This window comes from Niastella populi (assembly GCF_002078015.1).
GTDB lineage: Bacteria > Bacteroidota > Bacteroidia > Chitinophagales > Chitinophagaceae > Niastella > Niastella populi.
This window is the reverse complement of sequence record NZ_LWBP01000123.1, coordinates 62898-89360: the sequence shown is the minus strand read 5'-3', so window position 1 is coordinate 89360 and position 26463 is coordinate 62898. Positions and strand designations below refer to the sequence as shown.

Sequence of the window (26463 nt, the reverse complement as noted above, 5' to 3'; positions counted from 1 at the left end):
ATGGAACGTTCGTTCCAAATGATTTGCTCCAATAGTTTGTTAAAGCGGCGATCGTTTTGTAAGACCCGGCCTGCAGGTTTTTGCGTTAAGGAAATTTTAAAAGCCTTATTGTTGAAGTTGGCCGTGCAAAAAAGTTTAGCGTATTTAATAATTGCATAATATCATGTTGATACTAAGTTAATTCGATTTAACCAGCTTTGCGATCGTTCCCAAAGACCTGTATACCACTACTATATAACCGGATTCTTAATCCTGAAGCGATTTACTGCCACTAAAATTACCTGTTTATGAAAATAATCGGAATGGCTATCGTATGCCAGTGCATGATGCTGCTACCGGGCGGGCATGCGAACCTGAAGATGCAAATTGATCGAGTGCTTACCATTGATTCGCTGGGCGCCTGCCAGGGCGTATCGTACCAGGAAGGGCGCCTGTTTTTGTATGGCGACCGGGAGGTAGGAATGATACGCGAATACGCTTTGAGTGGCGACTCGTTGGTTTACTGCAATAAAGAATACAGGCTTACGGAAGCTGGCGCCGATGTCATCAACCATCCTACCGGTATCGCTTACAATGCCCATATGCCCGTATTCATCGGCAACAGCATTCGCCTCGATGCGGCCGGTACAAAATGGAAGGCCATGATCTACTGTGTGAACTGGAAAGGCCTGTTGACCACCGGCACATTGGACGGCAATCTCATAAATACAATAGAAGACGATGCGTGTATACAGGGCACCCGGCCCGAGTATGTGCAATACAAAGGCAAATGGTATGTGGCCACCGCCGATTATGGCAATAAAGGAAATGAAGTACGGCTGTATGATGCTGCTTTATTGACAAAAGCCAAAAGAACAAGCGAGAAAGGCATTATGGTAAAAAAGTTCACCTGCACGCCCTGGGTGCAAAACCTTCACTGGATCCCCGGAAAGAACATCCTGGTGCTTATTCAAAACCAGATCGAGGGCCGCAGGTGGCGCTTTACTTATGTAGACTTCATTAAATCAATTGCAACCGGCACCCAGCAGGTGATAAAAGTGATAGATACAGATAGCGCCGATGAACTGGAAGGTTTTACTTTTCCCGGCAGCGATACAAAAGGGGTTGCGGTTAGTTCATCCCGGAAGAACAATGTGAATATGATGAAAATAGATTGGTAAACACAGGCCCAGGAATTTTTCAACTATAAAACTAAACAATGAGAAAGCGAATCAGTCTCAAACACCGCTGGTGGTTGACGTTTATTGTGTGCATAACAGTATCCTTACCGGTACTGGCGCAAACCGCGAAAGTTACCGGAACGGTAACCGATGAGAAAGGACAACCGCTGCAGTCGGTAAGTGTGCAGGATCCTATATCGAAAAAGATCGTAATGACCGATGAGAACGGCAAATTTACCATAGAGGCCGGGGCCAATAGTAAACTGGTTTTTACCTCTGCCGGTTTTGGAAGCCGGGAAGTAGCCGTTTCAAATCAAACCGTGATCGATGTAAAGCTGAAAGAAGATATAAAAACCCTGGAGGAAGTATCTGTGGGTTATCAACGGCTTAGAAAAAGCGATGTTACCGGCGCTATTTCCAGCGTAAAAGCCAGCGAACTGAATTTGAGCACGCCCACCATCAGCCAGGCGCTCGTAGGTAAAGTGGCCGGTGTGCAGGTATCGCAGGTGAGCGGCGCTCCCTATTCAGGCACTAAGATCCGGGTTCGGGGCACGGGTTCTATCAACGCAAGTTCTGAACCCCTGTATGTGATCGATGGTTATCCGGTTAGTGGTAACGTTAGCCACCGGCAGGGCAATGGTGGCAACGCAACCAGCGGTTACAACCCGAATACTTCAGGCAATGACATCTTTATTAATCCCGAAGATATTGAATCGATAGAGGTGCTTAAAGACGCCGCTTCTGCCGCCATTTATGGTTCGCGGGCATCGGGTGGCGTAGTGCTTATCACTACCAAAAGAGGAAAGAACGGCAAAGGAAAACTGAGCTACGATTTTCAGGTAAGCAGCCAGCAGCTGGCCAAAAAAGTAAAAATGCTCAATGCCAGCCAGTTCACCGATCTGTTTGTAAATGGCCGCAATGCCAATTATAAAGACATCCTGATCTCCAAAGGCATAACCTGGGACGATGCCTTTTATTCAGATGACAACGATACCCGCGTAACGAAAGCGGGTCAAACAAAAACGAACTGTTCTGTTTGTATCATCAAAGATCTGTATGATTTTTCCACGCAAAAAGTAATTGAACCTAAGCGTAATACCGACTGGCAGGATGTATTATATGACAATGCCATTGCAACGAGGCATAACCTTACGTTCTCCGGCGGCAATAACGGCATTCGTTACCTGGTAAGCGGCAGCTATCTCAATCAACCCGGTATTTTGAACAGTACTTACCAGAAGCGCATCAACTTCAGAACCAATATCGATGCAGAAGTATCGCCGAAGTTGAAAATTTCTTCAGGCGTTTTCGTAACAAATACCGACAACCGTGAAGTACAGGAAGGCCGCTTCAACCAGGGGCCAATTCTGGGCGCGCTGGTGTATATGCCAATTTTCCCGGCGTATAATCCCGACGGATCGTTGGCGCTGTCTTATGCCAATGCAGGCGCACAGTTCGATGGCTTTACCTATGCCTTTCAGGGTATAGAGAACCCGCTGGCCCTGGCGCAACGCGTAAAGATCACCCGCAAAGGGTTACGTACCACTGCCAATGCCAGTGCTACCTATGAGGTAATAAAAAACCTTTCGTTTAAATTGAACATCGGCGCACAATCGTACCGCGAAAAATATGAATACTATTTTCCTACCAATTTAAGTAGTGGTATCAACGGCCCGGGTACTACCCAGGCTACACAGGCGGCCAACGCTTCCGCACAGAATGTAGATATTCAGGACAGGCTGGCTGAGTATACCCTTACTTACAATAAACAATTTGGTAAACACAGTCTGAATGCGCTTGCCGGATATACGGCCCAGCAAAATACCAGCGATGCGGTTTCGGTAGCGGCGAAAAATTTCACCAACGACCTGGTGCCTGAAATTACCGCAGTAGGTTCCACACCCGGCGACTTCTCCCTATTGCTCAGCAATGGCGCCACGGCAAAATCAACTACAACGCTGGTTTCTTACTTAGGCCGTGTGGTGTACAGTTACGACAGGCGTTATTCGGTGACCGGTTCATTCCGTACCGATGCTTCCTCGCGTTTTGGCCCGTTGAACCGCTGGGGCCGCTTTGGTTCGGTATCTGCAGGCTGGGCCGTGTCGAATGAATCGTTTTACAAGAACTGGTTAGGCGCTGCCTCTACACTGAAATTACGCGCCAGCTGGGGATTGACCGGTAACAATAATATTCCGAACTATGCATATGAACAGAATTTGACCGGTGCTGGCGGTACGGTTATTGGCAACACCGTATACAATGGTACCTGGACCGGCGGCGTAGCCGATGGAACGCTGGGCTGGGAGTCTACTTCTCAATATAATTTTGGCTTTGATGTAACTACGCTGGGTAACCGCCTGTCGGTTATTGCCAACTACTATATCAGTAACTCCTATGACCTGTTGATGAACAGTCCCACTTCTGCTATCTCAGGCGGTACTTCCATTTTAACAAATTTGCGCAATGCAAAAGTGCGCAATACCGGTTTCGATCTGCAGCTGGATTATAAAGTGATCCAGTCGAAGGATTTCGACCTGACCATCAGCGGTAACATAATGGCCAATAAGAACGAGGTGGTAAGCCTCGGCGGCGCCAGCGAGATCCAGAATGCGGGCGCTGAAAGAAGTTATATCACGCACATCACGCGTGAAGGTGATCCTATTGGTTCATTCTATGGCGTGAAAGTGGCCGGTATGGTACGCCAGGGCGATATGGACAATGTAAATGCCGACTGGGCCGTGTATAAAGCCAATGGCAATAAATTCCCTGCAGGTTATAAATTGAAAGCATTCCCTGTTTCAACCTTTTCCACTACGCCGCTGAATCCCGGTGACCTGTATTTCCAAGATAATAATGGCGATGGTTTGATCACCGATGCCGATAAGGATATCATTGGCACCCCATACCCGAAATTTACATATGGCTTTAATTTGAGCGCGAGTTACAAATTCATCGACTTCAGCGCTTCATTTAATGGTTCGCATGGTAACAAGGTCATTGACGGCCAGGACTACTATATCAGGAATATGGAAGGATCGGGCAACCAGTATTCGGTAGTGAACGATCGTTACCGCAGCGAAGCGCAACCCGGTAACGGGCATGAGTACAGGGCTTCCCGCGGCAGTTCACAAAGCAACAACACCCGGTTGAGCGATTACTATTTGCAGGATGGTTCTTTCTTCCGTTGTACCAATATTACGGCCGGTTTAAACCTCGGCGCATTGGGCATTACCAAAAAACTGCACATCAGCGGCTTGCGCTGGTATGCTTCGGTTGACAATGCCTTTACAGTAACCAACTACCTCGGTTATAATCCCGAAGTGGATTTCAACAACGGCGCCAACACAACACCTGGTGTCGATTATGGAAAATACCCGCTGGTACGTTCGTTCAACACGGGCATTATGGTACAATTCTAAAACAATCACTATAAAAGATATTTATGCGTAATCTGGTTTTAATAATTGCAGCATCGCTGCTGCTGTCGGGCATCGGTGGTTGCAGTAAATCTTTCGTTGAGCAAACAAACCCGAATGCCGCTTCGGTTGATAATGGATTTAAAACGGAAGCAGATATTGCCGCCGGTGTATATGGCGTATACCAGTCGTTGCGAAGCGGTAATTGTATTGGCGAGGGCGCCGCGCTGTGGACCGATGACCGTGCCGATGATATAAATACAACAGATAATCAGTCGAACAACGGCGAGCCATTTCAGTTCTCCGCTTTTTCGCTGGTGCCCGGTAATACTTATTTGCGGTCGCACTGGTCGGCTTTGTATACACCTGTTTCAAGGGCCAATATCATTTTGTCGTTGATCGATAAAATTCCCTTTACCAGCAATGATACCAAAACCCAGTACATTGCCGAACTGAAGTTCATTCGTGCATTGATGTATTTCAACCTGGTGCGCGAATGGGGCGACGTGCCATTGGTAACGGAGCGGCTCACAACCAACGACCAGGTAAAAGCGTTGACATTCCGCGAAAAGAAGGAAAAGGTATATGCGCAGATCGTTGCCGATCTGAAAGATGTGATAAGCAGCAACCTGCCTGTTGTACAATCCGCCGCCAACAAGGGCCGGGTTTCATTACAGGCGGCCAATGGATTGTTGGGACAGGTTTATTTGACCATGGCAATGGTGTTGGCCGATGGCAAAACCGACAATTTGAACAATGCGAGAGATTACCTGCTGGCCTGCTACAATATGAAAACGTTCGCTAACCTCAGCGATATTCCTTTTGCCGATGTGTTCGATGTAAGCAAAAAATCAACCAACCCCGAGATCATCTTTCAGATCGTTTATAAACAGGGCGATGCCAATTACTCCTCTTCCCTGGCGCGCAACAACCAGGCGGTGGGCGAAACCATCAACTCCCAGTTCAAATCGCAGGGAGCCGGCGGCCTGTTTACAAAAGACCTGTTGAATGAATTCGAGACGGGTGATGTGCGTACAAACTTCTCCGTTAAGTTTGCTTCCGGCACCAATGGCTACTTCATAACCAAATTCAGGGATGCCAGCGCTGCAGCCGGCACGCTTGGCTATGGCGGGAACGACTGGATCCTGATGCGTTATGCCGATATTATCTTAAATCTGGCAGAAGTTTACATGTATCTTAACGATAACGTGAATGCGGTAAAATATCTCGACATGGTTCGCGCCCGCGCCCTGCGCCCTGATTATGCTACCATGATGCTGGATGCAAATTATGCGGCAAAGTATCCTACCCTTAAACTGGCCATCTTACATGAGCGAAGGATAGAGCTGGCTTTCGAGCATCATCGCTGGCACGATCTTACCCGTTTCTTCAATGCAACGGAACTGGTGAATTACTTCCGTTCGAAAAATCAGGCTGATTTCGACAATTCACCCCTGACCAATGTCACCACAAAGGATTATTATTTCCCCATTCCGTTGAGTGAATACAAACTGAATCCCGAAACAATGTACCAGAATGAGGGATATAATTAAACCAACCTGGTATGTAACCCTGAAAACACGCGAAACCTGAGCCTGTATTTTGTTTATAAGATCCGGTATTTGCAGACCCGTTTGAAAAAACGGGTCTGCTCCTGTTGGGCTGGCCCGTAAATTGATTATACAATAATAATTTATATTTGTTGTCTTAAACGTATACTTATGTTCGGAGATCTGTTTAGTAAATTGCAGGAAGCGCAACAGAAAATGCAGGAAGGCAAACAAAAGCTGGGCGATGTGATCATAGAAGGGGAAGCCGGCAATGGCGCTGTTAAGGTTTCGGTGACCGGAACCCGGGAAATAAAAACAATTGCCATCGATAGCCAGTTGATGACGGCCGACAGAAAAGAAGAACTGGAAGACCTGCTGATAACAGCCCTGAACCGGGCGCTCAAAAATGCCGAACAGGCCTGGGATGAGGAAATGAAAGATGTTGCCGGCGGTATGTTAGGCGGGTTGGGCATGTAATATTATTGGTACCTTATTTTTGAAGCAGCGTCCACAGGTGGGCGCTGTTTTATTTTGCAGAGGGGTCCGGCCGGAGAACAGGATGAGGCCGTTAAGCTAAAAACCGGAATGTATTATATTTGTATTATCAATAATTGTCAATTATCTTTTGCCCGCCAAACCTTTCCTTGCCATCGTACATTATAGTATACCTCCAATCACTTAACAATAAATACAGGAACACCGGTGTCATCGGAATTATCAAATAATGAAAAAGGACTGCTGTTGCAGCTCATCAATGGCGATACCGATGCCTTTGCAGAGATCTATGACCTGTACAAAGACCGCATTTTTGCCTTTGCGTTCACACTCACAAAATCGAAAGAAATTGCCGAAGAGGCCACCCAGGAAGTTTTTGTAAAACTTTGGGAAAAACGTGACCAGATAAATACCGAATACCCGCTCACTCCCTACATAAAGAAGATCACGTACAATTATATCATCAGTTTTTTCAGGAAGGTAAAGCTCGATAAGCAACTTCAGCAGAACCTGTACCGTAATATGGAAGCCCTGCGCAACAGCAATGAGGACGAACTGTTGCAAAAAGAACTGAACAAACTTTACCGCCGGGCTATAGAAGAACTGCCGCAACAAAAGCGTACGGCTTATTTGTTAAGCAGGGAGCAGCACCTGAGCTATGAAGAAATTGCGCTTCAAATGGGGCTTAGCAAAAATACCGTACGCAATCACATGACGGAAGCCATTCAGTTCATCAGGACCTACATCACCAATCACGCCGACCTCGCCTGCCTTGTCCTGGCTATTTGTATCCACCGCAAAATGGGGTAAAAGCTGGTTGCCAGGTTCCAGTTTCGCGGAATCCATTACAGGCTGGATATAAGCAGGCCCCCGCTTTGAGGGACTGGCAGCCGGAAACTGGCAGCCGGCACCAGATCAGGAAACGGCAGCAGCCTTTTATTCACTTTATGAATTTTTTTTTAATGGAGCTGGTATTTTCTTTTCGCCCGCGCGTATCTGTAGAAAGGGCGGCTATTTAATACAAAAATAATGGCACTAACAAGAGAACAACTGGAGGAACTTTATAATAAGTATATACAAAATAACTGTACGCATCAGGAGTGCGAAGCATTGATCAATGAGCTGGGTGCATCGCCGGAAGAGGGGATGGAGGAAGAGGTGATCTCCCGGTTATTCAATGCCACCTGGGAAGGCCTGGATGTATTTCCTGGCAAATATCAATTGCCCGAACCTGTACGGCCGCAAGAGACTGCCTATGAAACACCCGTAATTGAAATGTACGCTGTGAAAAAAAGATGGATGCGCATCGCAGCCGCGGCCGCCATTCTTTTAATTGTGGGAACGGCTGCTTTCTGGTTAGTCCGTACCCGGGAAACTGATCTGCCGGCCACACCGGGTGCAACCGTTAGAGACATTTCACCCGGCGGTAACAAAGCCATTCTTACGCTGGCCGACAATTCAACCATCATTCTCGACAGCGCTGCCGATGGGCAACTGGCGCAACAGGGCAATTCGCAGGTAATAAAAACAAAAAGCGGAGAGCTGGTGTATGAAGCGGCATCCCAAAAAGCGGGAAACCCATTCACCATTGATCATTCACCATTGACCTACAATACCCTGCGCACACCGCGTGGCGGCCAGTACCAGCTGGTTTTGCCCGATGGCTCAAAAGTGTGGCTCAATGCGGCTTCGGCCATTACTTATCCAACTGCATTTCCCGGTAAAGAAAGAGTTATAAAGATCGATGGCGAGGCATATCTGGAAGTAGCGCATGATGCCGGGAAACCTTTTAAAGTAGAGGCTTACGGAACCAGGGTGGAAGTGCTGGGAACCCGCTTCAATGTACATGCCTATAGCGATGAAGGATCAATAAAAACCACCCTGGTGGAAGGCAGGGTGAAAGTCGTGAAACGTGAAACGTCAAACGTGAAAGAGAATTCAGTGATTCTGCAACCGGGGCAGCAGGCTGTACTGGCAGGGAGCCATTCATCATTGACCGTTGACCATTCACCCGATATAGAAGAAGTACTGGCCTGGAAGAACGGGTTGTTTCGTTTTACCAATGCCGATATAGAAACGGTAATGAAACAGGTTGAGCGCTGGTACGATGTGGAAGTAGTATATGAAGGGCCGAAGCCCGAAGGTCATTTCAGGGGAAAGATATCGCGGAATGTAATGGCCAGCGAAATGCTGAAGATCATAGAAGCAAGCGGCGTGAAATGCACCATCAAAAACAAAAAGATCATTATTATGAAATAAAACATTCAGGTTAATAAAAAACCCGGATCGCGTGGAAGGCGAACCAGGTTCAAAATGAGTTAACCTGATATAACAAGTATCTCGCTAAAGACTGCTTTATCAATTAACCCAAACTACACAAAGTTATGTCAATTTTGCTTTGTAATCCCGCTTTTATGCGGGATGCAACCGGCCATGCTTTGGTCAACAAACTGCTAAGAATCATGAGACTCACAGCTATTCTGTTACTGGGCGCCTGTTTGCAGGTGGCAGCGAAAGGGACGGCGCAAAGCATTACCCTTTCTGAAAAGAATGCGCCCATTGAAAAAGTATTGCTATCGATAGAAAAGCAGGCGAACGTAAGCTTTTACTATAAGGTAGAACTGCTGCAGAAAAGCGCCCCGGTAACCATCAGCGTGAAGAATGCCAGCCTGAAACAGGTGCTGGACATATGTTTTAAGGACAAGCCTTTTACTTATGAGATCATTGGTAATGTGATAGTGATAAAACCTACGGCGCGTAATGCCATCATACAAATTGAACCGGTGCAAATGCAGGCAGATACCACGCCGAATATAGATGTGCGCGGCCGCGTGATCTTTTCTCACAGCGAACCGGTGCCCGGGGCTACCATCTCGGTAAAAGGAACCTCCATTGCAACCTATACAAACAAAAACGGTGAATTTCTATTGAAGCATATCGATCCCAAAGCACGGCTGCTGATAAGCAGTGTGGGAATGGAAACAATTGAAGCCCCGGTGAATGGCCGCTCACAGATGGTAGTAATAGCCAGGCAGAAACTGAGCGATCTCGACCAGGTACAGATCATTGCCTACGGCGCTACCAGTAAACGGTTGAATACCGGCGACGTAACTACCATTACCAGTGAAGAAATTGCAAGGAACCCCGTTGCCAACGTATTGCAGGTGCTGCAGTACAGGGTGCCGGGTATGTTCATTCAACAACAGACCGGTGTGCCTGGCGGACGTTTCAATGTAGAGATCAGGGGCCAGTCGACATTTGGCAACCAGGCTCCCTTATATATCATCGATGGCGTATCTTATCCTGCCGGTACTCCGCTGCCATATGTGACAACCTCGAACATAGAGGGCGGCAGTGCCGGTTTACAGGGAGGAAACGCACTGAACTTTATTGACCCTTCACAAATTGAAAGTGTGGAAGTGCTGAAAGATGCCGATGCCACTTCGGTATATGGCTCACGCGGCGCTTATGGCGTAGTGATCATTACTACCAAAAAGGGAAAAGCACATGCGCCCATGCTGAGCCTGAATGTCAATCAAAGTATCTCGGTGCGCGGTACAACGCCAAAAATGCTCAATACGGAAGAATACCTGACGTTGCGCCGCGAGGCCATCAAAAACAGCAATGGCGTTATCGGCGCAACAGACTATGACCTCAACGGTACCTGGCCCGAAGACCGGTATACCAACTGGTCGAAGGAGTTTACCGGGTTGTATTCGCCCCGTACGTATGCGAATGCTTCTTACTCGGGAGGCGTAGGTAATACCACTTTTCTTATTCGCGCCAATTATAACGATGAGAAAACAACGCAACGCGACAAAGGTTCTTATCGCAACATGGGCGCCGGTTTTGATATCAACAGCGGTTCGGCCAATAAAAAACTGACAGTTGGCCTTTCAGGAAGCTTTTCATCGACCATCAACGATATGAAACCCTGGGAGTTTGCGCTGGGCGGGTTGAATACCCTGGCGCCTAATGCGCCATCATTATTTCTTCCCGATGGTACATTGAATTGGGAAACCGGTGATAACCCGGCCAAGGGATTGCAACTGATCTTCGACCGGGTTGATAACAATATGTTGGGTAACCTGCGGGTTGAGTACCGGCCGGTGAAAAACCTTTCACTGGTAAATACGGTAGGGTATAACCTCATCACTACAAAAGAGCTCCGGGCTGAACCAACCACATACTTCAATCCCAATTCAGCGGTATCGCCTTCGAATTTAAGTAACAGCACGCTGTTGAACGCAACTGTAAGAACCATAACGGTTGAACCTTCGGCTAATTATTCAATGCAGGCAGGCGGAAGAGGCGATTTTTCGGTACAGGCCGGCGCTACCTTCCAGGATATTCTTCAGAATAGCAGCTCGGTCAAAGGCATCAATTTTATTTCCGATGCCATGTTGTATAATCCCACGTTCACTACACAGGCTAATATCCTGTCGGCCTACTCTCAAAACCCCGAGAAGTATGCCGGTTTTTTTGGTATTGCCAAATTCGACTGGGCGCATAAGTATGTATTGCGTGTAACCGGCCGTTATGATGGGAGTTCCAAATTCGGTCCGGGTAATCAGTGGGGACTTTTCGGTTCAGCAGCCTTTTTCTGGATCTTCAGCGAAGAGCCCTGGTTTAAAAAAGCATTGCCCTTTATCAGTTTTGGTAAAGTACGGGTAAGCCATGGAACATCAGGCGGAGATAAGATCGGTAATTACCTGTACCTCGACCGGTATACCAGTAATTCGAGCACTTACCAGGGACGTATAGGGCTTGATCCTACTTCACTGGCAAATCCCGATCTGCATTGGGAACATACCAAAAAAAGCCAGGTAACGCTCGATCTTGGTTTTATGCAGGACCGTTTTCTGTTAACAGCTGCCTATTACCGCGACAGAACATCTGATCAGCTCGTAAATCAGCCACTCTCCACCGTAACCGGTTTTCAGGCCTTCCAGGTAAATTCACCGGCACTGCTGCAGAATACAGGTTTTGAAGGAACGCTGACCTCGCATAATATGAAGCGCAGGAATTTTAACTGGACAACCAATGTGGTGCTCACCATTCCGCGCAGCAAACTCGTTGAATATCCCGGCTTCAATTTATTCGAAGTGAATAATAATTACGTGTTAGGTAAATCAATCAATGGGATCAGGTTGTATAAATATGCCGGCGTTGATCCGCAAACCGGTAATTACAACTTTTATAAAGAAGGGGTGAAGGGCGAATTCCTGCCATTGTTGGGGCCTGTTCAACTCGATCCCAATAAGGACAAAACGGAGTTCGTTGATTTTAACCCCAGATATTACGGCAGCATCAATAACTCATTCCAGTATAAAAACCTGACGTTCGGGTTTATGGTAGCTATCGTAAACAGGATGGGACGCAATTTCATGGGGCAACAGACCTTTCTTCCGGGCGTAGCCAACCGGAATACTGTTCGCGAAGCGTTGGGCCGCTGGCAAAAACCGGGCGATATAACCGATATACCCAAACCACAGTCTGGCATTAATGCTTTATTGTTACAAAACAACTTTTTCAACAGTACCGGCGCTTATGCCAATGCTACCTATGCGCGGCTGAGCAATGTAAATATCGCTTATGATTTTTCGGGTAAGTTTTTAATGAAGGCGCGCATAAAAGCACTGCGGGTATTGTTGCAGGGACAGAACCTGTTAACAGTTTCGGAGTACAAGGACCTCGATCCTGAAAATCTCGGAGCAGGCCAGGCGCCCACCCGCACGTTCTCTGCCGGAATCAATCTTTCACTGTAAAAAAGAAAACAATGAAACGAACTCATTATATATACTTCACCGGCCTGATCGTACTGTTGAGTACGACTGGTTGTAAAAAATATCTTGACATTCCTTTACCGGTAAACCAGGTTTCGGCCGGCGCTCCTTATACAAATGACAATGGGGCGGCTGCTGTGCTGAACAATATTCTGGGTGAGATATCCAACAGTCAGTCACTTACCAATTCAACCGGTTTTCCGTTACGCTCGGGTTTATATACCGATGAATTGCAGAACGCATCGACCCAGACCGATTACCTGGCGTTTTATTCAAATGGTTTGCAAAGCGCCAATACAGCCTACATGTGGAGCTATTTTTACAATCAACTGTATGCGATCAACCTGGCAGTTGAGGGCGTAAGTAATGCATCGCCAACGGCATTGAAAAAAAGAGACCAATGGCTGGGTGAGGCATTGTTCCTGCGGGCGCTGATGCATTTTTACCTCGTGAACCTGTTTGGTGAGGTGCCCATTGTAACCAGCTCCGATTTCAGAACGAATAATACCTCGGGCCGCAGTGCGCGTAATGACGTGTATGCACAGATCATTACCGATCTGAAAGAAGCGCAAAACCTGTTGACTGCTGAATACCGCAATGCCGATGGCAATGTTACCACTACCGACAGGGCGCGGCCCAACAAGGCGGCGGCAACGGCGTTTTTGGCGCGGGTTTACCTGTTTGTGGAAGACATGGCCAATGCAGAAGCGCAGGCAAATACACTTATTGGCAATACCGCAACCTATCAACTGGTGCCGCCGGCACAAACATTCCTTGCAGCCAGCAAAGAAATGATCTGGGGACTGGCGCCGCCTGCCACCGGAAATTATGTCAGAGATGCCGGTGCGTATATTATCACCGCCGGAAAAACACCGTTGCAAAGCGGGCAGGTGGCGAGCCTGAGCGCTTCGCTTGTAAATGCATTTGAAGCAGGGGATACGCGTTTTACCAATTGGGTAGGTACATCGGTGGTGCCGGCAAGCGGCAGCAATTCCGAAACCACTTATTACTTTGCGAATAAGTATAAAGTGAAAACCACTGTAGCAACGCCTACCGAATACCTGGTGGTGTTCAGGCTGGCGGAGCAATACCTCATCAGGGCGGAAGCACGTCTTAAACGTAACGACCCCGATGGCGCCAAAGCCGATCTGGATGCCGTTAGGGCCAGAGCCGGTTTAACAGGTTCAACAGCTACAACTGCCGACGAGATAAGAGATGCTATCATAAACGAACGCCGTATTGAATTTTTCACTGAATGGGGCAACCGCTTATTCGATCTGCGGCGCACCGGGAAACTCGATGGTGTTATGAATGCGGAAGCACCAAAGAAGAACGGCGCCTGGAGCAGCTTCAAACAATGGTGGCCCATTTCAACCAACGATACCCAGGTTAATCCCAATTTGTTGCAAACCCCCGGATATCAATAATCTTTAAATGTTCCCCGTGTCATCTCCGGCCATACCGGTGATGACACGGATACCATCCCGGTCGTGCTTGGTTGCATCGATCAGGGACCTGCATTGCCTCAACTTTTCTTAAACCAATAAATAACATGTTTACCAATATCAAAAAACAGCTCCTCCTCGCAGGCTGTGTGTGTATAGCCGGTTCAGTGCTGGCGCAGAAGACGCAAAGAACAGACACCGCCGGCATCAAAAAAGCAGATTCCGCTTCAGTAAAACCATTGCCGAAACCAGAGGCCCTCAAAGCATATAAGGATGTAGTGACCGCGGATGCCAAAACAGCGACGGGCTTTTTTAAAGTGCATAAGATCGGCGATCGCTGTTTGTTTGAATTGCCCGATTCAATACTGGGGCGCGATCTGCTAACGGTAAACCGTATCGCAAAGTCGTCGTCACAGTACCGGCATCCGATGGGCCGGCTCATGAGCTATTCGGGCGACTGGATAGGTGAAAGCGTTATCCGATTTGAAAAAGCGCCGAACAACAAGGTTATGCTGAAAATGATCTCCTATAAAGAACGTTCGTCAGACAGTTCGGAGAACGGGTTGTTGAAAATTGTAGAAAGCAATAACGTTCATCCCATTTATGCATCGTTCCCGTTAAAGGCCATCGATAAAGAAAAAAATACGGTTGTTTTCGATGTTACCGATTACCTGAACAGCGACAATGCCGTGTTCGGTTACCTCAGCGATATAAAAGGGTACACCGCGCTGGGAACGGTTATCCCCGACAGAAGTTATGTAGATACCATCAGGGCGTTTCCCCTGAACATTGAAATAAGAACGGTAAAAACATATGCGGTGCCAAAACCCATGAGCACCACCGTTACGCCTATGACCTTCGAGTACAACAACTCAATTGTATTGCTTCCCAAAGAACCTATGAAGGGCAGGCCGTACGATCCGCGGGTGGGGTTCTTCGGATTGTGGCCAACCGATTATGTTGATTTTGACGTCAACCCCCAGGGTGTAAAAAGAGTAAGTAATATCTGGCGCTGGCGGCTGGAGCCTAAACCTGAAGATGTAGAGAAGTATAACCGCGGCGAACTGGTTGAACCGCAAAAGCCGATCATTATTTATATCGATCCATTAACGCCGAAGAAATGGGTGCCTTACCTGATCAAAGGGGTGAACGACTGGCAGGCTGCGTTTGAAAAAGCGGGTTTTAAAAATGCCATCATGGCCAGGGAAGCGCCGTCAAAAGCGGAGGACAGTACCTGGAGCATCGATGATGCGCGACATTCGGCATTGGTATACAAACCGTCTGATTTCCCCAATGCAAGCGGTCCCAGTGTAAAAGACCCGCGCAGCGGCGAGATCCTGGAAACACATATCAACTGGTACCATAACGTGATGGACATCCTGTATAAATGGTATTTCATTCAGGCGGGGGCGGTTGATGCAAGGGCCAACAAACCACAGTTCGACGATGCGCTGATGGGAGAACTGATCCGTTTTGTTTCATCACACGAAGTAGGGCATACATTGGGTTTGCGCCACAACTGGGGCGCTTCCTCCACTGTGCCGGTTGAAAAACTGCGTGATAAAGCCTGGGTAGAAGAACATGGCCATACGCCTTCGATCATGGATTATGCACGTTTCAATTATGTTGCCCAGCCAGAAGATCATATTACGGAAAAGGGATTGTTCCCGCGGATAGGCGATTACGATAAATGGGCTATTGAATGGGGTTACAGGCTTATTCCCGGTAACAAAACAGCCGCTGAAGAAAAAAGCATACTGAATAAATGGATCGTTGATAAATTAAAAACGGGTTCCCAATACTTTTTCGGGATAGAAGCGGTGCCCGGCGATGCCGCCACCGGCCTCGATCCCAGGAACCAGAACGAAGACCTTGGTGATGATGCCATGATCGCCAGTGCATATGGAATCAGGAACCTGAAAAGGATTGTGCCCAACCTGATAAAATGGACACAGCGGCCAGATGAAGATTATACAAGGGCAGGGGAGATGTACCAGGAAGTGGTGAACCAGTTCCAGCGGTACATGGGCCATGTGCTGATGAATATCGGCGGTGTGCTGACCACGCCAAAAACAGTTGAACAACCGGGCAGCGTGTATGACTTTGTGCCAAAGGAAAAACAAAAACGCGCCATGGCTTTTTTACAAAAGGAGCTGTTCAGTACGCCGGAGTGGCTCAGGTACCCGCATTTGTATAGCATTACCTCAACCGGTTTCGGCAGTGTGGAAACGGTTCAGAAAACCATCCTCGACCAACTGCTCGATGGCAAATACATTTACCGGCTGGCGATACAGGAAGCGGAAGCGCCAGCCAAAGCATATGGAGTAAGAGAAATGCTTACCGATCTGAAAAAAGGAATTTTTTCCGAATTACCCGTAAACAGGTTGATCAGCCTTAACCGGCGCAACCTGCAGAAGGCCTATGTGATAAAACTGATGACATTACTGCCGCCGGCGAAATCGGCGATCAGTGCCGAATCGGATGCAAGTTCTGTAGTAAAGGCACATGCCCGTGAACTGGCAGCGGATCTCAAAAGAGCATGGCCGCTGTATCACGATGCCGCTTCAGTAGATCATTTGAAAGACCTGCATGAACGATTGATAAACGTGCTTGACCCCAGGAGGTAATATTATCATGTCTGATAAAAGGGTCCTCAGGCGACAATTAGTTTGTCTTTAAAGGGGTTTGTTTCTACTTACCCTTTTTTTTTATTTAATGTCCTGAGCATGGTTGCAGGATGAACGAAGTGAATACGTGCAGTAAATTTAATTTTTGACGTATTCCCTAAAAAGCTACTTTTGCAACGATATTGCAAATTGTTTGAATCCGTTCAGCACATATAAAAACCTGTTAGGCGCTTTCCTTTTGGCGTTATATGCGTTTGTGGCAACGCCGGTGCAATACTGGCATCACCATAAAACCATACATGGTGCCAAGAAAACGCATGCAGCGGACAGTCAACAGCAACTGCTTTTCCAGGACGATGGCTCGCAACAGGATGCCAATTGTCCGGTTTGCTCACACAAGTATGCTACCTATAGCGAAATAGCAATAACCGCATCTAACCTGGGCCATCACGTTACCGGGCCGCAGTTGGGGTATTACCAATTGCCGGCTGTAACAGCTCCTTCTTTTCCCCTGCCCAATAAGGGCCCGCCTGTAGTTTAATGGTCAATGGTCAATGGTCAATGGTCAATGGTCAATGGTGAATGAGATTCGCTCATTACAGTCTGCTTGCGTAAAAGCGAGCATCACTATTACCATGCAACTGTTGCTCAATTGGATGGCTGCTAATTAATCAAGCGTCCTGAAACTGTATTGACCATTCACCATTCACCACTGCAATCACCACATACTAATTCTACAATCACATACACATGCCTGTATTACAAGCTATGCAGCTTGGCAAGCAGTACAATGGTACTGCCGCCCTGCGCAACCTTAATTTATCTATTGATAAAGGCGAGATCTTTTGTTTGCTGGGACAGAACGGCGCCGGCAAAACAACCACCATCAACATTTTTCTTGGTTTTACGGCGGCTACCAGCGGACTGGCCACCATCAATGACATGGAAGTAAAACCCGGCAACGTGGCAACCAAAAAGTTTGTAGCATATATTCCTGAAGTGGTTCAACTGTATGGCAATTTAACCGGACTGGAAAATTTGGATTTCTTCAGCCGTTTGGCGGGGTATAAATATTCGCGTGAGAAGCTGGCCGGTTTTTTAAGCAAGGCAGGTTTACAAACGGAAGCCCATAAAAAACACCTGACCACCTATTCGAAAGGAATGCGGCAGAAGGTTGGCATCGCAATCGCGATTGCAAAGAACGCCGATCTTATTTTAATGGATGAGCCCACCAGCGGCCTCGATCCCCGGGCCACCGCCGAATTCACCGGTATTTGTAAAGAACTGGCCGCAGATGGTAAAACCATTTTCATGGCAACGCACGACATCTTCAACGCGGTGAACGTTGGCTCGCGCATCGGTATCATGCGCGGTGGTTCCCTGGTGCATAGCGTTGCCACCAGCGCCATTACGGCAAATGAGTTGCAGCAGTTGTACCTGGAGACAATATAGGTAAAAAGGCCCTTGTTAACCTGTTAACTCGTGAACTTACTTCTTGCCTCACAACTTAAAACGGTTCTTTTAAACTTTCATAACAATAATCAATCGGCATGAAACAACAGGTACTCCTGTTACTTTTGTTACTGGCCTCGGTATATATATACGGCCAGAACAGCATAGAAGGAAAAATAACGGGCGAAAACAACGAGCCGCTTGCCAAAGCAACGGTGACCCTGAAACAGAAATCGAAAATACATACGGTTACAAGCGGCGATGATGGCGCTTATATAATTGCTGATGTACCCAATGGCAGCTATACCATTACCATCTCGGCTATCGGCTATGAAACATTGAGCGAAGCCGTGGTGTTGAATAATGGTACGCGGTCGATGAATTTTGCGCTCACCGTTGTAAATACCCAATTGCAGACAGTGGAAGTGCTTGGCCGCAGTGCGCAGAAATACAATAGCGACTATTCTTTTTCAGCCACCAAAATAGCGATGCTGAACAGGGATCTTCCGCAGGCGATAGGGACGGTGACAAAAGAACTGATCACCGACCGCCAGGCTTTTCAACTGGCCGATGCGGTAAAGATCGTTCCCGGCGTTATTCCATCAAGCTTTTATAATCAATATGCCATAAGGGGCATCAATCAGAATGAAGAAGGGCAGATCATCAATGGCATGCGTACCCGGCAGTATTATTTTTTACAACCCATTACTACGAATATTGAAAGGGTAGAAGTGATAAAAGGTCCGGCCAGCGCTACCTTTGCCAGCGTTGATCCCGGCGGCACTATTAACCTTGTTACCAAAAAGCCATTGACCTTCGATAGAAAAGAAATAAGCCTGAGTGCGGGCAGCTTCAGCACCATTCGCGGCACGCTTGATTTCACCGGACCGTTGAACAAAGAAAAAACATTGTTGTACCGGTTGAACGGCGGTTACCAGGAAGCAAAAAGTTACCGCGACCTGGTGCGCAATAATTCATTCCTGCTTTCACCTTCATTTTCCTATATACCCGATGATAAAACAGCCATCAATGTTGAAATGGTCATGAGCCATTTGAACGGTAACCTCGATCGCGGCCAACCCATTTTCGGCGCAAAGGCCGGCGCCGATCTGAAAAGTACACCCATTGGTTTGAACCTGAGCGCGGCCAACGATTTCTTTAAATCGAAGGATTTTATGGTTACCAGCAGCCTGAGCCACCGGTTTAGCGATGCAATAAGTTTCAACGCCGCTTATATGAAACAAACCTGGCAGGAAGACCTGCAGGAACACCGTACAACCAATGCATTCGCCCATGATATAAATAACCAGCCGGTAAATACACTGGCCGGTATGCAGTTCGTGCAACGCAAACAAAACTGGAATATCGACAACGTGACCGGCTATTTCAATTTTAAATTTTCTACCGGGAAAATAAAACATCAGTTACTGGCGGGTTATGATCTGCATCGCTGGGAAAAACAAAAAGGCGGTGGCCAGAATGCTGCAAGAGGTTTTCTGCTGAAAGACGGAACGGTTGCCAGTTCTTTTGTGCCTGCGAATGCAGCCAGTTATCAGACCATCACTTACAAAGGCCTTACGTTGCCAAAACCAAACGTAAGCCATTTCGATCTTGAAACGCCTTCCTATAATTTCAGGGATGCGGGCGATTATATAATGAATGTAAAAACGCCCGTGCCTTCCGCCCTCACTACTACCAACGCCGTATATGTTCAGGAACAACTTGCATGGAACCGGTTTATTTTGCTGTTGAGTGTACGGCACGAATGGTTCAAAGACATTACCAACTATGAGGCGGCGAATGAGTTTTCATTTACCAATAATAAGTTGCTGCCGCGGGTGGGGCTAACCTACGCTATAACGAAGAACATCAACATATACGGCACTTACCTCGAAGGGTTTCAGCCGCAAAGCAATACCGTAACGCTGATGCCCAATACCGGTAGTTTTTTCTGGAGCACCAGATCGGCCGCACAGTTTAAACCGCTTACCAGCGATTTGAAGGAGGTTGGCGTAAAAGCAATGGTGTTAAAAGGAAAAATGCAGGTGAATGCGGCGGTATATGAGATCAATCAGCGGAATTTATTATTGAATGCAAATGTGCCGGCGTTCCCCGATTCACTCACCACCCGTGGTGCCGAAAGAAGCCGCGGTTTTGAAATAGATGTGGCCGGTTACCTGTTGCCCAACTGGCAGATCAATGCCTCGTACAGCTATATCGATGCGGTGATCGTTGAAGATAATGACGAAGCGTTGAAAGGGGCCAGGAAACAAAACACGCCGTATAACAGCGCCAATTTGTGGTCGCGTTTCAATTTCCCAACGGGTTCTGCATTAAAAGACATCGGTATTGGTGCCGGCGTGCAGTACAATGGCGACCGGCTGCCCTGGTTCAGCCGTGATTTTAAAACGCCTGCCTATACCATTATGGACCTGGCGGTTTATTACTCACCGGGCAAAAGGAACATCCAGGTTGCCTGTAATGTAAATAACCTGTTCGATACCCGGTACTGGATCGGGGCGCAAAGTTATTTACGCCTGTTCCCTGGCGCTCCCCGCAACATGATGCTTACCGTTACCTATCGTTTTTAAAAAGCTGAAACAGCAACTCATGAGCAACATAAAATTAATAGCGGTTCACTTTATAAAAACCGTTTGGAAGGGGAAAGTGATAGTACCCATCTACCTGGTATGGCTGGCACTGGTATTATATGCAGTGTTTACCGGTTATGCTACCTATACCAGGCAGAATGAGATCCGCAAAGAATACCAGGCCCGGGCGCGGCAAAGCTGGGAGGCCAACCCCGATAAACATCCGCACCGCATGGCGCATTTCGGTTCGTTTGCTTTCAGGGTAAAACATCCGTTAAGCATGTTCGATAATGGCATGGAAAGTTATACGGGTAATGCTGTTTACCTGGAAGCGCATAAACAGAATACCGCCAATTACAGCGAAGCCAGTTTTAGCACCGGGTTGTTGCGCTTTGGGGAACTCAGTTTGGCCATGCTGTTACAAACACTGTTGCCGCTGATCCTGTTCTTCCTTGGATTCAATGCTGTAGCGCAGCAACGTGAAAATGCCACGCTGAAAATACTGGTAAGTCAGGGCGCCACCTTTAAACAGATCATCTGGGGTAATAGCATTGGGTTGTTTGCGGTTGCCGTTGCTTTCTTACTGCCGGTTCTGTTGAGCACTTTAACCGGTATTGCATTGCAGTCAACCACAACTGCTGATGCCGGGTTGTTTATACGTTGTGCGGTGATCGGTGCCGGCGCCATTATTTTCTTATGGGTCGTAAGTGTGCTGGCCATTGTAATATCGGCAGTGAGCAGCACGGGCAGAAGCGCGTTGTTGTCGTTACTGGGCATGTGGCTTATGATGGCCATTGTATTGCCCAAAACCTTGCAGGCTATTGGTAGTTATGTATATCCCGCGCCCGGAAAAATACAATTTCAGGCGGCTGTGGAAGCGGATATACTGCAACAGGGAGATAGTCATAATCCCGATGATGTTCATTTTAAAAAACTGAAAGATTCGGTCCTGCGTGCCAATAAAGTTGATTCCATTCAACAGCTTCCATTCAACTACAGCGGTTACATTATGCAGGAAGGGGAGCGCATGAGCGCGCAGGTGTATAACCGTCATTTACAACAGTTGCATACTATTTACGACCGGCAGAACCGGGTAAGTTATAATGCCGCTTTTATTGATCCGTTCATTGGGTTTAAAAATATTACCATGGCTTTTAGCGGTACCGGTTTTTCGGCTTTCCTGAGTTTTCAGCAACAGGCTGAAAAGTATCGCTATGACCTGGCGCAAACCATGAACGTGCTGCAAATGAAATATATCAGTAATAAGAAGTTAAGCAGCACCGACAAACCGTATAGTATCGATAAAAGTCACTGGACATCGTTCCCCGATTTCAGGCACCGGTACCAATCGGTAAACGAAATCATACAACAACAGTGGGTGGCGCTGGTTGCACTGGCTGCCTGGTTGTTGCTATCGGTAATCCTTATTCATTTTACAGCAGCAAAAGCTACAGTTATATAACCTATGTACAAATTAGCATTCTATAATTTTATCCGCAGCCGGAGTGTATGGATTGCGCTGGTGTTGTTTTTTGCAGCCGGTATGGTTAGCATTCTTATCGGCCGGCAGTTCCTTTTAAAACAGGAGGCCGCCATTCAGTCGGTTACCCGCTCGCAGCAGGAACATATCGGACGCAATGTAAAATATATAAAGAACGAGTTCGGTTTGCTGATGTATTATCTGAAGTTCGCTTACATTAATAAACCGGCGCCCATTGCGGCACTGGCCATTGGCCAGCAGGATGTAAATTCAAATATACAGGCGCTTACCGTTCGCGGACTGGAAGCACAGCGGTACGATACGGATCTGTATAATCCTTACAACCTGATGACCGGGAATTTCGATCTGAGTTTTGTGATCACCTGTTTGTTTCCCCTGCTGATCATTGCGTTTAATTTCAATGTGCTTTCGCGTGAAAAGGAAGGCGGCACCTGGCCGCTGGTAAAAATGCAGTCGCTGCAGCCCATGAAATTCATTTTGCAAAAATTAAGTATCAGGTGTATCGTTGTAAGTGCCTTATTGCTGTCATTGCTTATACTGGCCAAACTGATCGTGGGTATTCCGGTTAACGCTGCTTTTGGCGCTTATGCGATCGTCGCCTTCCTGTATGTTCTTGTGTGGTTTGCGATCAGTTTCCTGTTGATCGTATTGCATAAAAGCACCAGCGTAAACGCCTTGTTGTTGCTGAGCGCCTGGGTGTTGCTTTGTTTGCTGGTGCCCGGTTTGATCAATAATTATGTTACGGCCCGCTATGCCGTTCCCGAAGCGTACAGCACGCTGATAAAACAACGCGACGGTTATCATACCAAATGGGATAAGGATAAAGACAGCACGTTACAGGCCTTCTTTCATGAATACCCCGAATACAGGAACTATGTATGGAACAAACCTTCTTTTAATTATTTATGGTTTTATGCCATGCAGCATATGGGTGATGCGGAGGCAAGGGAACACAGCAGGGCCATGCATCAGCAATTACGGCAGCGAAGCAGGGTGAGCGCCACTGCAGGTTTGTTTTTTCCTGCCACCCATGCCCAACTTCAGTTTGCCAACATAGCGCAAACCGGTATGCCGCAGCATTTACAGTATTTAGATAGTACAGTACATTTTCATGAACGGCTGCGCCGGTATTTCTACCCAAAAATATTTGGCGATAGTGCGGTTGATAGTGAGCATTGGGCGCAACATGTGCCGGTATATTTTCATGCTGCCTGTAATGTGCAATGGATACAGCTTGTACTGCCTTTACTGTTTACCGGTATAGTGTTGTTTGGTGCAGGTGTTGTGCTTTTTAAAAGGAACCCGGCCTGATCCCTGAAATATCATGCGGTAAAACCCGTGCCGATAAACCGGCACGGGTAATTTTCTTAATAACTGAAGGTATTCTCCACAAACCATCGCGCTTTGTATATTTTCAACCCGTGTTGTTTATAAAACACCTTACCGTCTGCGGTATATATTTCATCAGTCCACCAGGAGCCTTTGGCGCCATCAGGATGAATAAAAATGGTAGGAAGCGGGGATGGTCCTGAACTTATGCTTTTAACGTGTGCATAGGGAATGGCTATTTTTGACGCCTCGTTCCGCTCAACGTTGAAATAGTAAGTGGCGGTGGTATTGGTAAGCCATAAAGCGGGCTGGCCATATACGGGGAACAGGTCATGCGCATCCGTTCCGGGTAATTGAATAGAATCTTTAATGGTGATCTCGGGCAGCAGACGGTGAAAGTTATAGGTAAAGGTTTTCAACTGGTCTTTTGCTGCCGACCATAACAGGTTTCGTTTTTTATCCCACACCACGTTATGACCAAAGGGCAGGTTGATCTGTTTGCTGTATACATTGTCGGGGAACTGCGTTGTATCGGTACGGAACACCGTCATGAAATTGCCGGTGCTGGAGGCAGATACGATGTTCCCATCGGGCAGCAGTTCGGCCGAATGCGTATTGCCGCCGGCAAAAGCATAAAACAATACCTTTTTATCGGCAATGCGAATAAGCGCCACGCCGCCGCCGGAAGCATTCATTAAAATGACCGAGCCGCCGTACACCGGCTTGGCATCGGATGGATTTTTAAACCAGTCCACATGTTCTTTTTTGATGGCAGCTGATTGACCGGGCAGCCATTCCCAAACCATGGCCTTTTTATCAGGATCGAGAATGGCGATCCGATGCACTGATTGTTCGCACAAAACGATGCATTTTTTACAGTTCTCAAAGGTTGGGGTCTCATTGGTTTGTGCTGCAGCCTGGCTGAATAAACCAGCTATTGATATAAATAGTAAGGCGACGCCTTTTGTCGTTATTCGTCTCATCTATAATAAGATTGTGCTGAACAAATGTAATTCATGGACGCTTATTATTACGACTACATTATGACACAAACGGTTGCATTGTTTTTGCGGCAAAAAGCAGGCTGGAAATGGTTCAGATCAGTTCCAGTATGTTATCGATCATTTTATGATAACCTTCAACCGAAACGGGTTTTTCCAAAACCGATCTGGCGCCCAGTTGCAGGCTTTGTTTTACGAGGTAGGCATCTGTATAAGTAGAATAAACAAATACGGGGATATTTTCAAACTGTGCGTTGTTCTTTATGATAGCCAGCGTTTGCAGGCCATTGCATTTCGGCATGTTCTGGTCAAGGATGATCAGATCGGGGAAGGCGCCGTTATGCGCCTTTTGTAAATATTCAACTACTTCTTCGCCGTTCTCAACCGGCGGCAGTAAGTGCAGGTCGGAGCGGTCGCCGAGATAATGAAAAAAGAATCCAATATCATCAGGATCGTCTTCGGCCAGCAAGACCTTTTTGGGTATGTTTTGGGTACCGGCCATTTATTGTTGTTTTAATGGTAACACGATCATGAATTTAGTTCCAATACCTGGAGTGCTTTTTACCTGTATCAATCCATGGTGTTTTTCGATTATTTTTTTGGTAATGGCTAATCCTATGCCTGTACCTTCAAATGAATCTTTAGGATGAAGGCGCTGAAATAGCGAAAAAACCGTTGTCGCATATTTCTCATCAAATCCTATTCCATTGTCTTCAATAGTAAGCAAACAATAATCGCCATTTTCATCTTCCCCGCTGACAATGCTTTTCTCCGATAAAAGTTTTGCACTTATTTCAATTACCGGCGGCACACTGTCTTTCGAAAATTTTAACGAATTGGAAATAAGGTTTTGAAATACCTGGCGGATCTGTCCGCGGTTTACTTCCAGTACCGGCAGATCGTGGAAAATGATCTTTCCTTTTTTATCGGCGATCATCAGCTCGAAATCTTCCACCAGTTCTTTCAGCACAAAATTCAAATCGGTTGGCAGGTATTCCCCGTCAACCGCAGAAAGTCTGCTGTAATTCAGGATGTCAATTATCAATGCTTTCATGCGTTCGGTGGAAGCGATGATCTTTTCAAGGTAGGCAATCTCTTCATTGCTTAAATTGCCCGATGCTTTATTCTTCAAAATGTTTGAAAACATCTGGATCTTGCGCAAAGGTTCCTGCAGGTCATGCGATGCTACCGATGCAAACTGCTGCAGATCGTGATTGCTGTTTTCGAGTGTATGGTTCAGGTGTTCAAGTTGGCGATTGTTCTCTTCAAGTTTTCTTTGGGTGTTTTTTTGCAGGGTGAGATCGGTAATGATGATGCTTAGGGCTATGCCTTCATCGAGCTCGAGCACGGTGAGTGAAAGTTGAACCGGTGTACGGTTGCCGTTATAAAAGATCTCTACTTCTCCTTTGCAATCACCTGCCCAGGAGGTTTTGAAAAGCGTTTTATAAAAAGCAAGGTTGTCTTTTGAAATGAACTGTTCGAATGGAAGGCCAATGATGCTCGAAAGCGGCATACCGATCATATTACCGAAACTTGAATTGGCATACAGGATAATGCCCTGCTGGCTGAGCGTTAATGCGCCCTCGGTCATTTTTTCGATAAATATCCGGTAAGTATGATCGGCTGTTTTAAGTGTATATAACTGGTGGGTGCTGCCTTTTTGTACAACGAGCGCGTCGACCTGACCTGTACGAATAGCCTCGATGGTTTCTTTAGCTTCGTACAACTGGCGGCGGGTTTCTTCCAGTTCCCGCAACAGGTCGTCTTTAAGTTTGATATTCCTGTCCATTACATTTCAACCCCCAGGGCTTTTAATACTTTATCGGTTTCAGATAGGTCGCCTATGAGCTTTCGTTCAGGGAGCGGGAGTTTTTTTATCAATAATGGCAGGGCAATGATCTGCTCCTGCCAGGCCACAGAAGCGTCTTTGTAAACGTCTATGATCTGCAGATCATACCTGTCTTTTAAAAACGACTCGCAAATATTCGTGATATTGGCTATCGCTTTTACAGAGTTTGGTGTAGCGCCGGTAACATACAGGCGTAGGTCATACTCCGGAGGAGGTTTCGATTTTTTTTTCAGATCGTTGTTCCCGCCGTTTTTTTTCATG

At 47.0% G+C, this 26463-nt stretch carries 18 protein-coding genes; 14 read left to right on the top strand and 4 right to left on the bottom strand.

What is annotated here, in order from left to right; translation table 11 throughout:
• Nucleotides 1-287 precede the first annotated feature (287 nt).
• The 14 genes from A4R26_RS11955 to A4R26_RS11890 all read left to right on the top strand — a co-directional run bounded on the left by A4R26_RS11955 (nucleotide 288) and on the right by A4R26_RS11890 (nucleotide 23334).
• Nucleotides 288-1160 (top strand): hypothetical protein, encoded by an 873-nt coding sequence (locus A4R26_RS11955; RefSeq protein WP_081164009.1) that lies wholly within the window; start codon nucleotides 288-290, stop codon nucleotides 1158-1160.
• Nucleotides 1161-1198: 38 nt separating this feature from the next.
• A complete protein-coding gene (locus tag A4R26_RS11950) occupies nucleotides 1199-4579 on the top strand; it encodes a SusC/RagA family TonB-linked outer membrane protein (protein ID WP_081164008.1) in 3381 nt (1126 codons plus the stop codon).
• Nucleotides 4580-4602: 23 nt separating this feature from the next.
• A complete protein-coding gene (locus A4R26_RS11945) occupies nucleotides 4603-6129 on the top strand; it encodes a RagB/SusD family nutrient uptake outer membrane protein (RefSeq protein WP_081164007.1) in 1527 nt (508 codons plus the stop codon).
• 168 nt (nucleotides 6130-6297) lie between these two features.
• Nucleotides 6298-6603, top strand: a complete 306-nt coding sequence (locus A4R26_RS11940) for a YbaB/EbfC family nucleoid-associated protein (protein WP_081164006.1) — start codon at nucleotides 6298-6300, stop codon at nucleotides 6601-6603.
• Between the two features lie 225 nt (nucleotides 6604-6828).
• Nucleotides 6829-7431 carry an RNA polymerase sigma factor gene (locus A4R26_RS11935; protein ID WP_165760240.1) on the top strand — a complete coding sequence of 201 codons (603 nt, stop codon included), beginning with the start codon at nucleotides 6829-6831 and terminating at the stop codon, nucleotides 7429-7431.
• 219 nt (nucleotides 7432-7650) lie between these two features.
• A complete protein-coding gene (locus A4R26_RS11930) occupies nucleotides 7651-8880 on the top strand; it encodes a FecR family protein (RefSeq protein WP_081164004.1) in 1230 nt (409 codons plus the stop codon).
• Between the two features lie 203 nt (nucleotides 8881-9083).
• Nucleotides 9084-12389 (top strand): SusC/RagA family TonB-linked outer membrane protein, encoded by a 3306-nt coding sequence (locus tag A4R26_RS11925; RefSeq protein ID WP_165760239.1) that lies wholly within the window; start codon nucleotides 9084-9086, stop codon nucleotides 12387-12389.
• A gap of 11 nt (nucleotides 12390-12400) precedes the next feature.
• Nucleotides 12401-13834, top strand: coding sequence for a RagB/SusD family nutrient uptake outer membrane protein (locus A4R26_RS11920; RefSeq protein ID WP_081164002.1), 1434 nt, complete (start codon nucleotides 12401-12403; stop codon nucleotides 13832-13834).
• Between the two features lie 125 nt (nucleotides 13835-13959).
• Nucleotides 13960-16479 carry a zinc-dependent metalloprotease gene (locus A4R26_RS11915; protein WP_081164001.1) on the top strand — a complete coding sequence of 840 codons (2520 nt, stop codon included), beginning with the start codon at nucleotides 13960-13962 and terminating at the stop codon, nucleotides 16477-16479.
• A 145-nt stretch (nucleotides 16480-16624) separates the two neighbouring features.
• Nucleotides 16625-17020 (top strand): hypothetical protein, encoded by a 396-nt coding sequence (locus A4R26_RS11910; RefSeq protein WP_133054645.1) that lies wholly within the window; start codon nucleotides 16625-16627, stop codon nucleotides 17018-17020.
• Between the two features lie 209 nt (nucleotides 17021-17229).
• Complete coding sequence (locus tag A4R26_RS11905) at nucleotides 17230-17931, top strand: ABC transporter ATP-binding protein (protein ID WP_081163999.1); 702 nt, start codon at nucleotides 17230-17232, stop codon at nucleotides 17929-17931.
• 98 nt (nucleotides 17932-18029) lie between these two features.
• Nucleotides 18030-20522, top strand: coding sequence for a TonB-dependent receptor (locus A4R26_RS11900; RefSeq protein WP_081163998.1), 2493 nt, complete (start codon nucleotides 18030-18032; stop codon nucleotides 20520-20522).
• 19 nt (nucleotides 20523-20541) lie between these two features.
• Entirely contained in the window at nucleotides 20542-21984 is a 1443-nt protein-coding gene (locus A4R26_RS11895; protein ID WP_207625732.1) for an ABC transporter permease, read from the top strand.
• A gap of 3 nt (nucleotides 21985-21987) precedes the next feature.
• A complete protein-coding gene (locus A4R26_RS11890; protein WP_081163997.1) occupies nucleotides 21988-23334 on the top strand; it encodes a DUF3526 domain-containing protein in 1347 nt (448 codons plus the stop codon).
• 56 nt (nucleotides 23335-23390) lie between these two features.
• Here the strand turns inward: A4R26_RS11890 and A4R26_RS11885 are convergent, their stop codons facing one another.
• The 4 genes from A4R26_RS11885 to A4R26_RS11870 all read right to left on the bottom strand — a co-directional run bounded on the left by A4R26_RS11885 (nucleotide 23391) and on the right by A4R26_RS11870 (nucleotide 26462).
• Nucleotides 23391-24335 carry a DUF6528 family protein gene (locus tag A4R26_RS11885; RefSeq protein WP_133054644.1) on the bottom strand — a complete coding sequence of 315 codons (945 nt, stop codon included), beginning with the start codon at nucleotides 24333-24335 and terminating at the stop codon, nucleotides 23391-23393.
• Nucleotides 24336-24447: 112 nt separating this feature from the next.
• On the bottom strand, nucleotides 24448-24855 hold the full coding sequence (locus tag A4R26_RS11880; RefSeq protein ID WP_081163995.1) for a response regulator: 408 nt from the start codon (nucleotides 24853-24855) through the stop codon (nucleotides 24448-24450).
• On the bottom strand, nucleotides 24856-26142 hold the full coding sequence (locus tag A4R26_RS11875) for a sensor histidine kinase (RefSeq protein ID WP_081163994.1): 1287 nt from the start codon (nucleotides 26140-26142) through the stop codon (nucleotides 24856-24858).
• The gene (locus A4R26_RS11870; RefSeq protein ID WP_081163993.1) at nucleotides 26142-26462 is read right to left on the bottom strand and encodes a circadian clock KaiB family protein; all 321 of its coding nucleotides are present in this window, start codon (nucleotides 26460-26462) and stop codon (nucleotides 26142-26144) included. The genes A4R26_RS11875 and A4R26_RS11870 overlap by 1 nt, the downstream gene beginning before the upstream one ends.
• Between the last annotated feature and the right edge of the window lies 1 nt (nucleotide 26463).

Excerpts from the sequence above, each read along its gene's own strand:
- A4R26_RS11925 (WP_165760239.1), top strand. The coding sequence starts at position 9,084 with ATGAGACTCACAGCTATTCTGTTACTGGGCGCCTGTTTGCAGGTGGCA.
- A4R26_RS11915 (WP_081164001.1), top strand. The coding sequence starts at position 13,960 with ATGTTTACCAATATCAAAAAACAGCTCCTCCTCGCAGGCTGTGTGTGT.
- A4R26_RS11880 (WP_081163995.1), bottom strand. The coding sequence starts at position 24,855 with ATGGCCGGTACCCAAAACATACCCAAAAAGGTCTTGCTGGCCGAAGAC.
- A4R26_RS11890 (WP_081163997.1), top strand. The coding sequence starts at position 21,988 with ATGTACAAATTAGCATTCTATAATTTTATCCGCAGCCGGAGTGTATGG.
- A4R26_RS11885 (WP_133054644.1), bottom strand. The coding sequence starts at position 24,335 with ATGAGACGAATAACGACAAAAGGCGTCGCCTTACTATTTATATCAATA.
- A4R26_RS11945 (WP_081164007.1), top strand. The coding sequence starts at position 4,603 with ATGCGTAATCTGGTTTTAATAATTGCAGCATCGCTGCTGCTGTCGGGC.
- A4R26_RS11905 (WP_081163999.1), top strand. The coding sequence starts at position 17,230 with ATGCCTGTATTACAAGCTATGCAGCTTGGCAAGCAGTACAATGGTACT.
- A4R26_RS11920 (WP_081164002.1), top strand. The coding sequence starts at position 12,401 with ATGAAACGAACTCATTATATATACTTCACCGGCCTGATCGTACTGTTG.
- A4R26_RS11895 (WP_207625732.1), top strand. The coding sequence starts at position 20,542 with ATGAGCAACATAAAATTAATAGCGGTTCACTTTATAAAAACCGTTTGG.
- A4R26_RS11875 (WP_081163994.1), bottom strand. The coding sequence starts at position 26,142 with ATGGACAGGAATATCAAACTTAAAGACGACCTGTTGCGGGAACTGGAA.
- A4R26_RS11930 (WP_081164004.1), top strand. The coding sequence starts at position 7,651 with ATGGCACTAACAAGAGAACAACTGGAGGAACTTTATAATAAGTATATA.
- A4R26_RS11940 (WP_081164006.1), top strand. The coding sequence starts at position 6,298 with ATGTTCGGAGATCTGTTTAGTAAATTGCAGGAAGCGCAACAGAAAATG.
- A4R26_RS11950 (WP_081164008.1), top strand. The coding sequence starts at position 1,199 with ATGAGAAAGCGAATCAGTCTCAAACACCGCTGGTGGTTGACGTTTATT.
- A4R26_RS11955 (WP_081164009.1), top strand. The coding sequence starts at position 288 with ATGAAAATAATCGGAATGGCTATCGTATGCCAGTGCATGATGCTGCTA.
- A4R26_RS11870 (WP_081163993.1), bottom strand. The coding sequence starts at position 26,462 with ATGAAAAAAAACGGCGGGAACAACGATCTGAAAAAAAAATCGAAACCT.
- A4R26_RS11900 (WP_081163998.1), top strand. The coding sequence starts at position 18,030 with ATGAAACAACAGGTACTCCTGTTACTTTTGTTACTGGCCTCGGTATAT.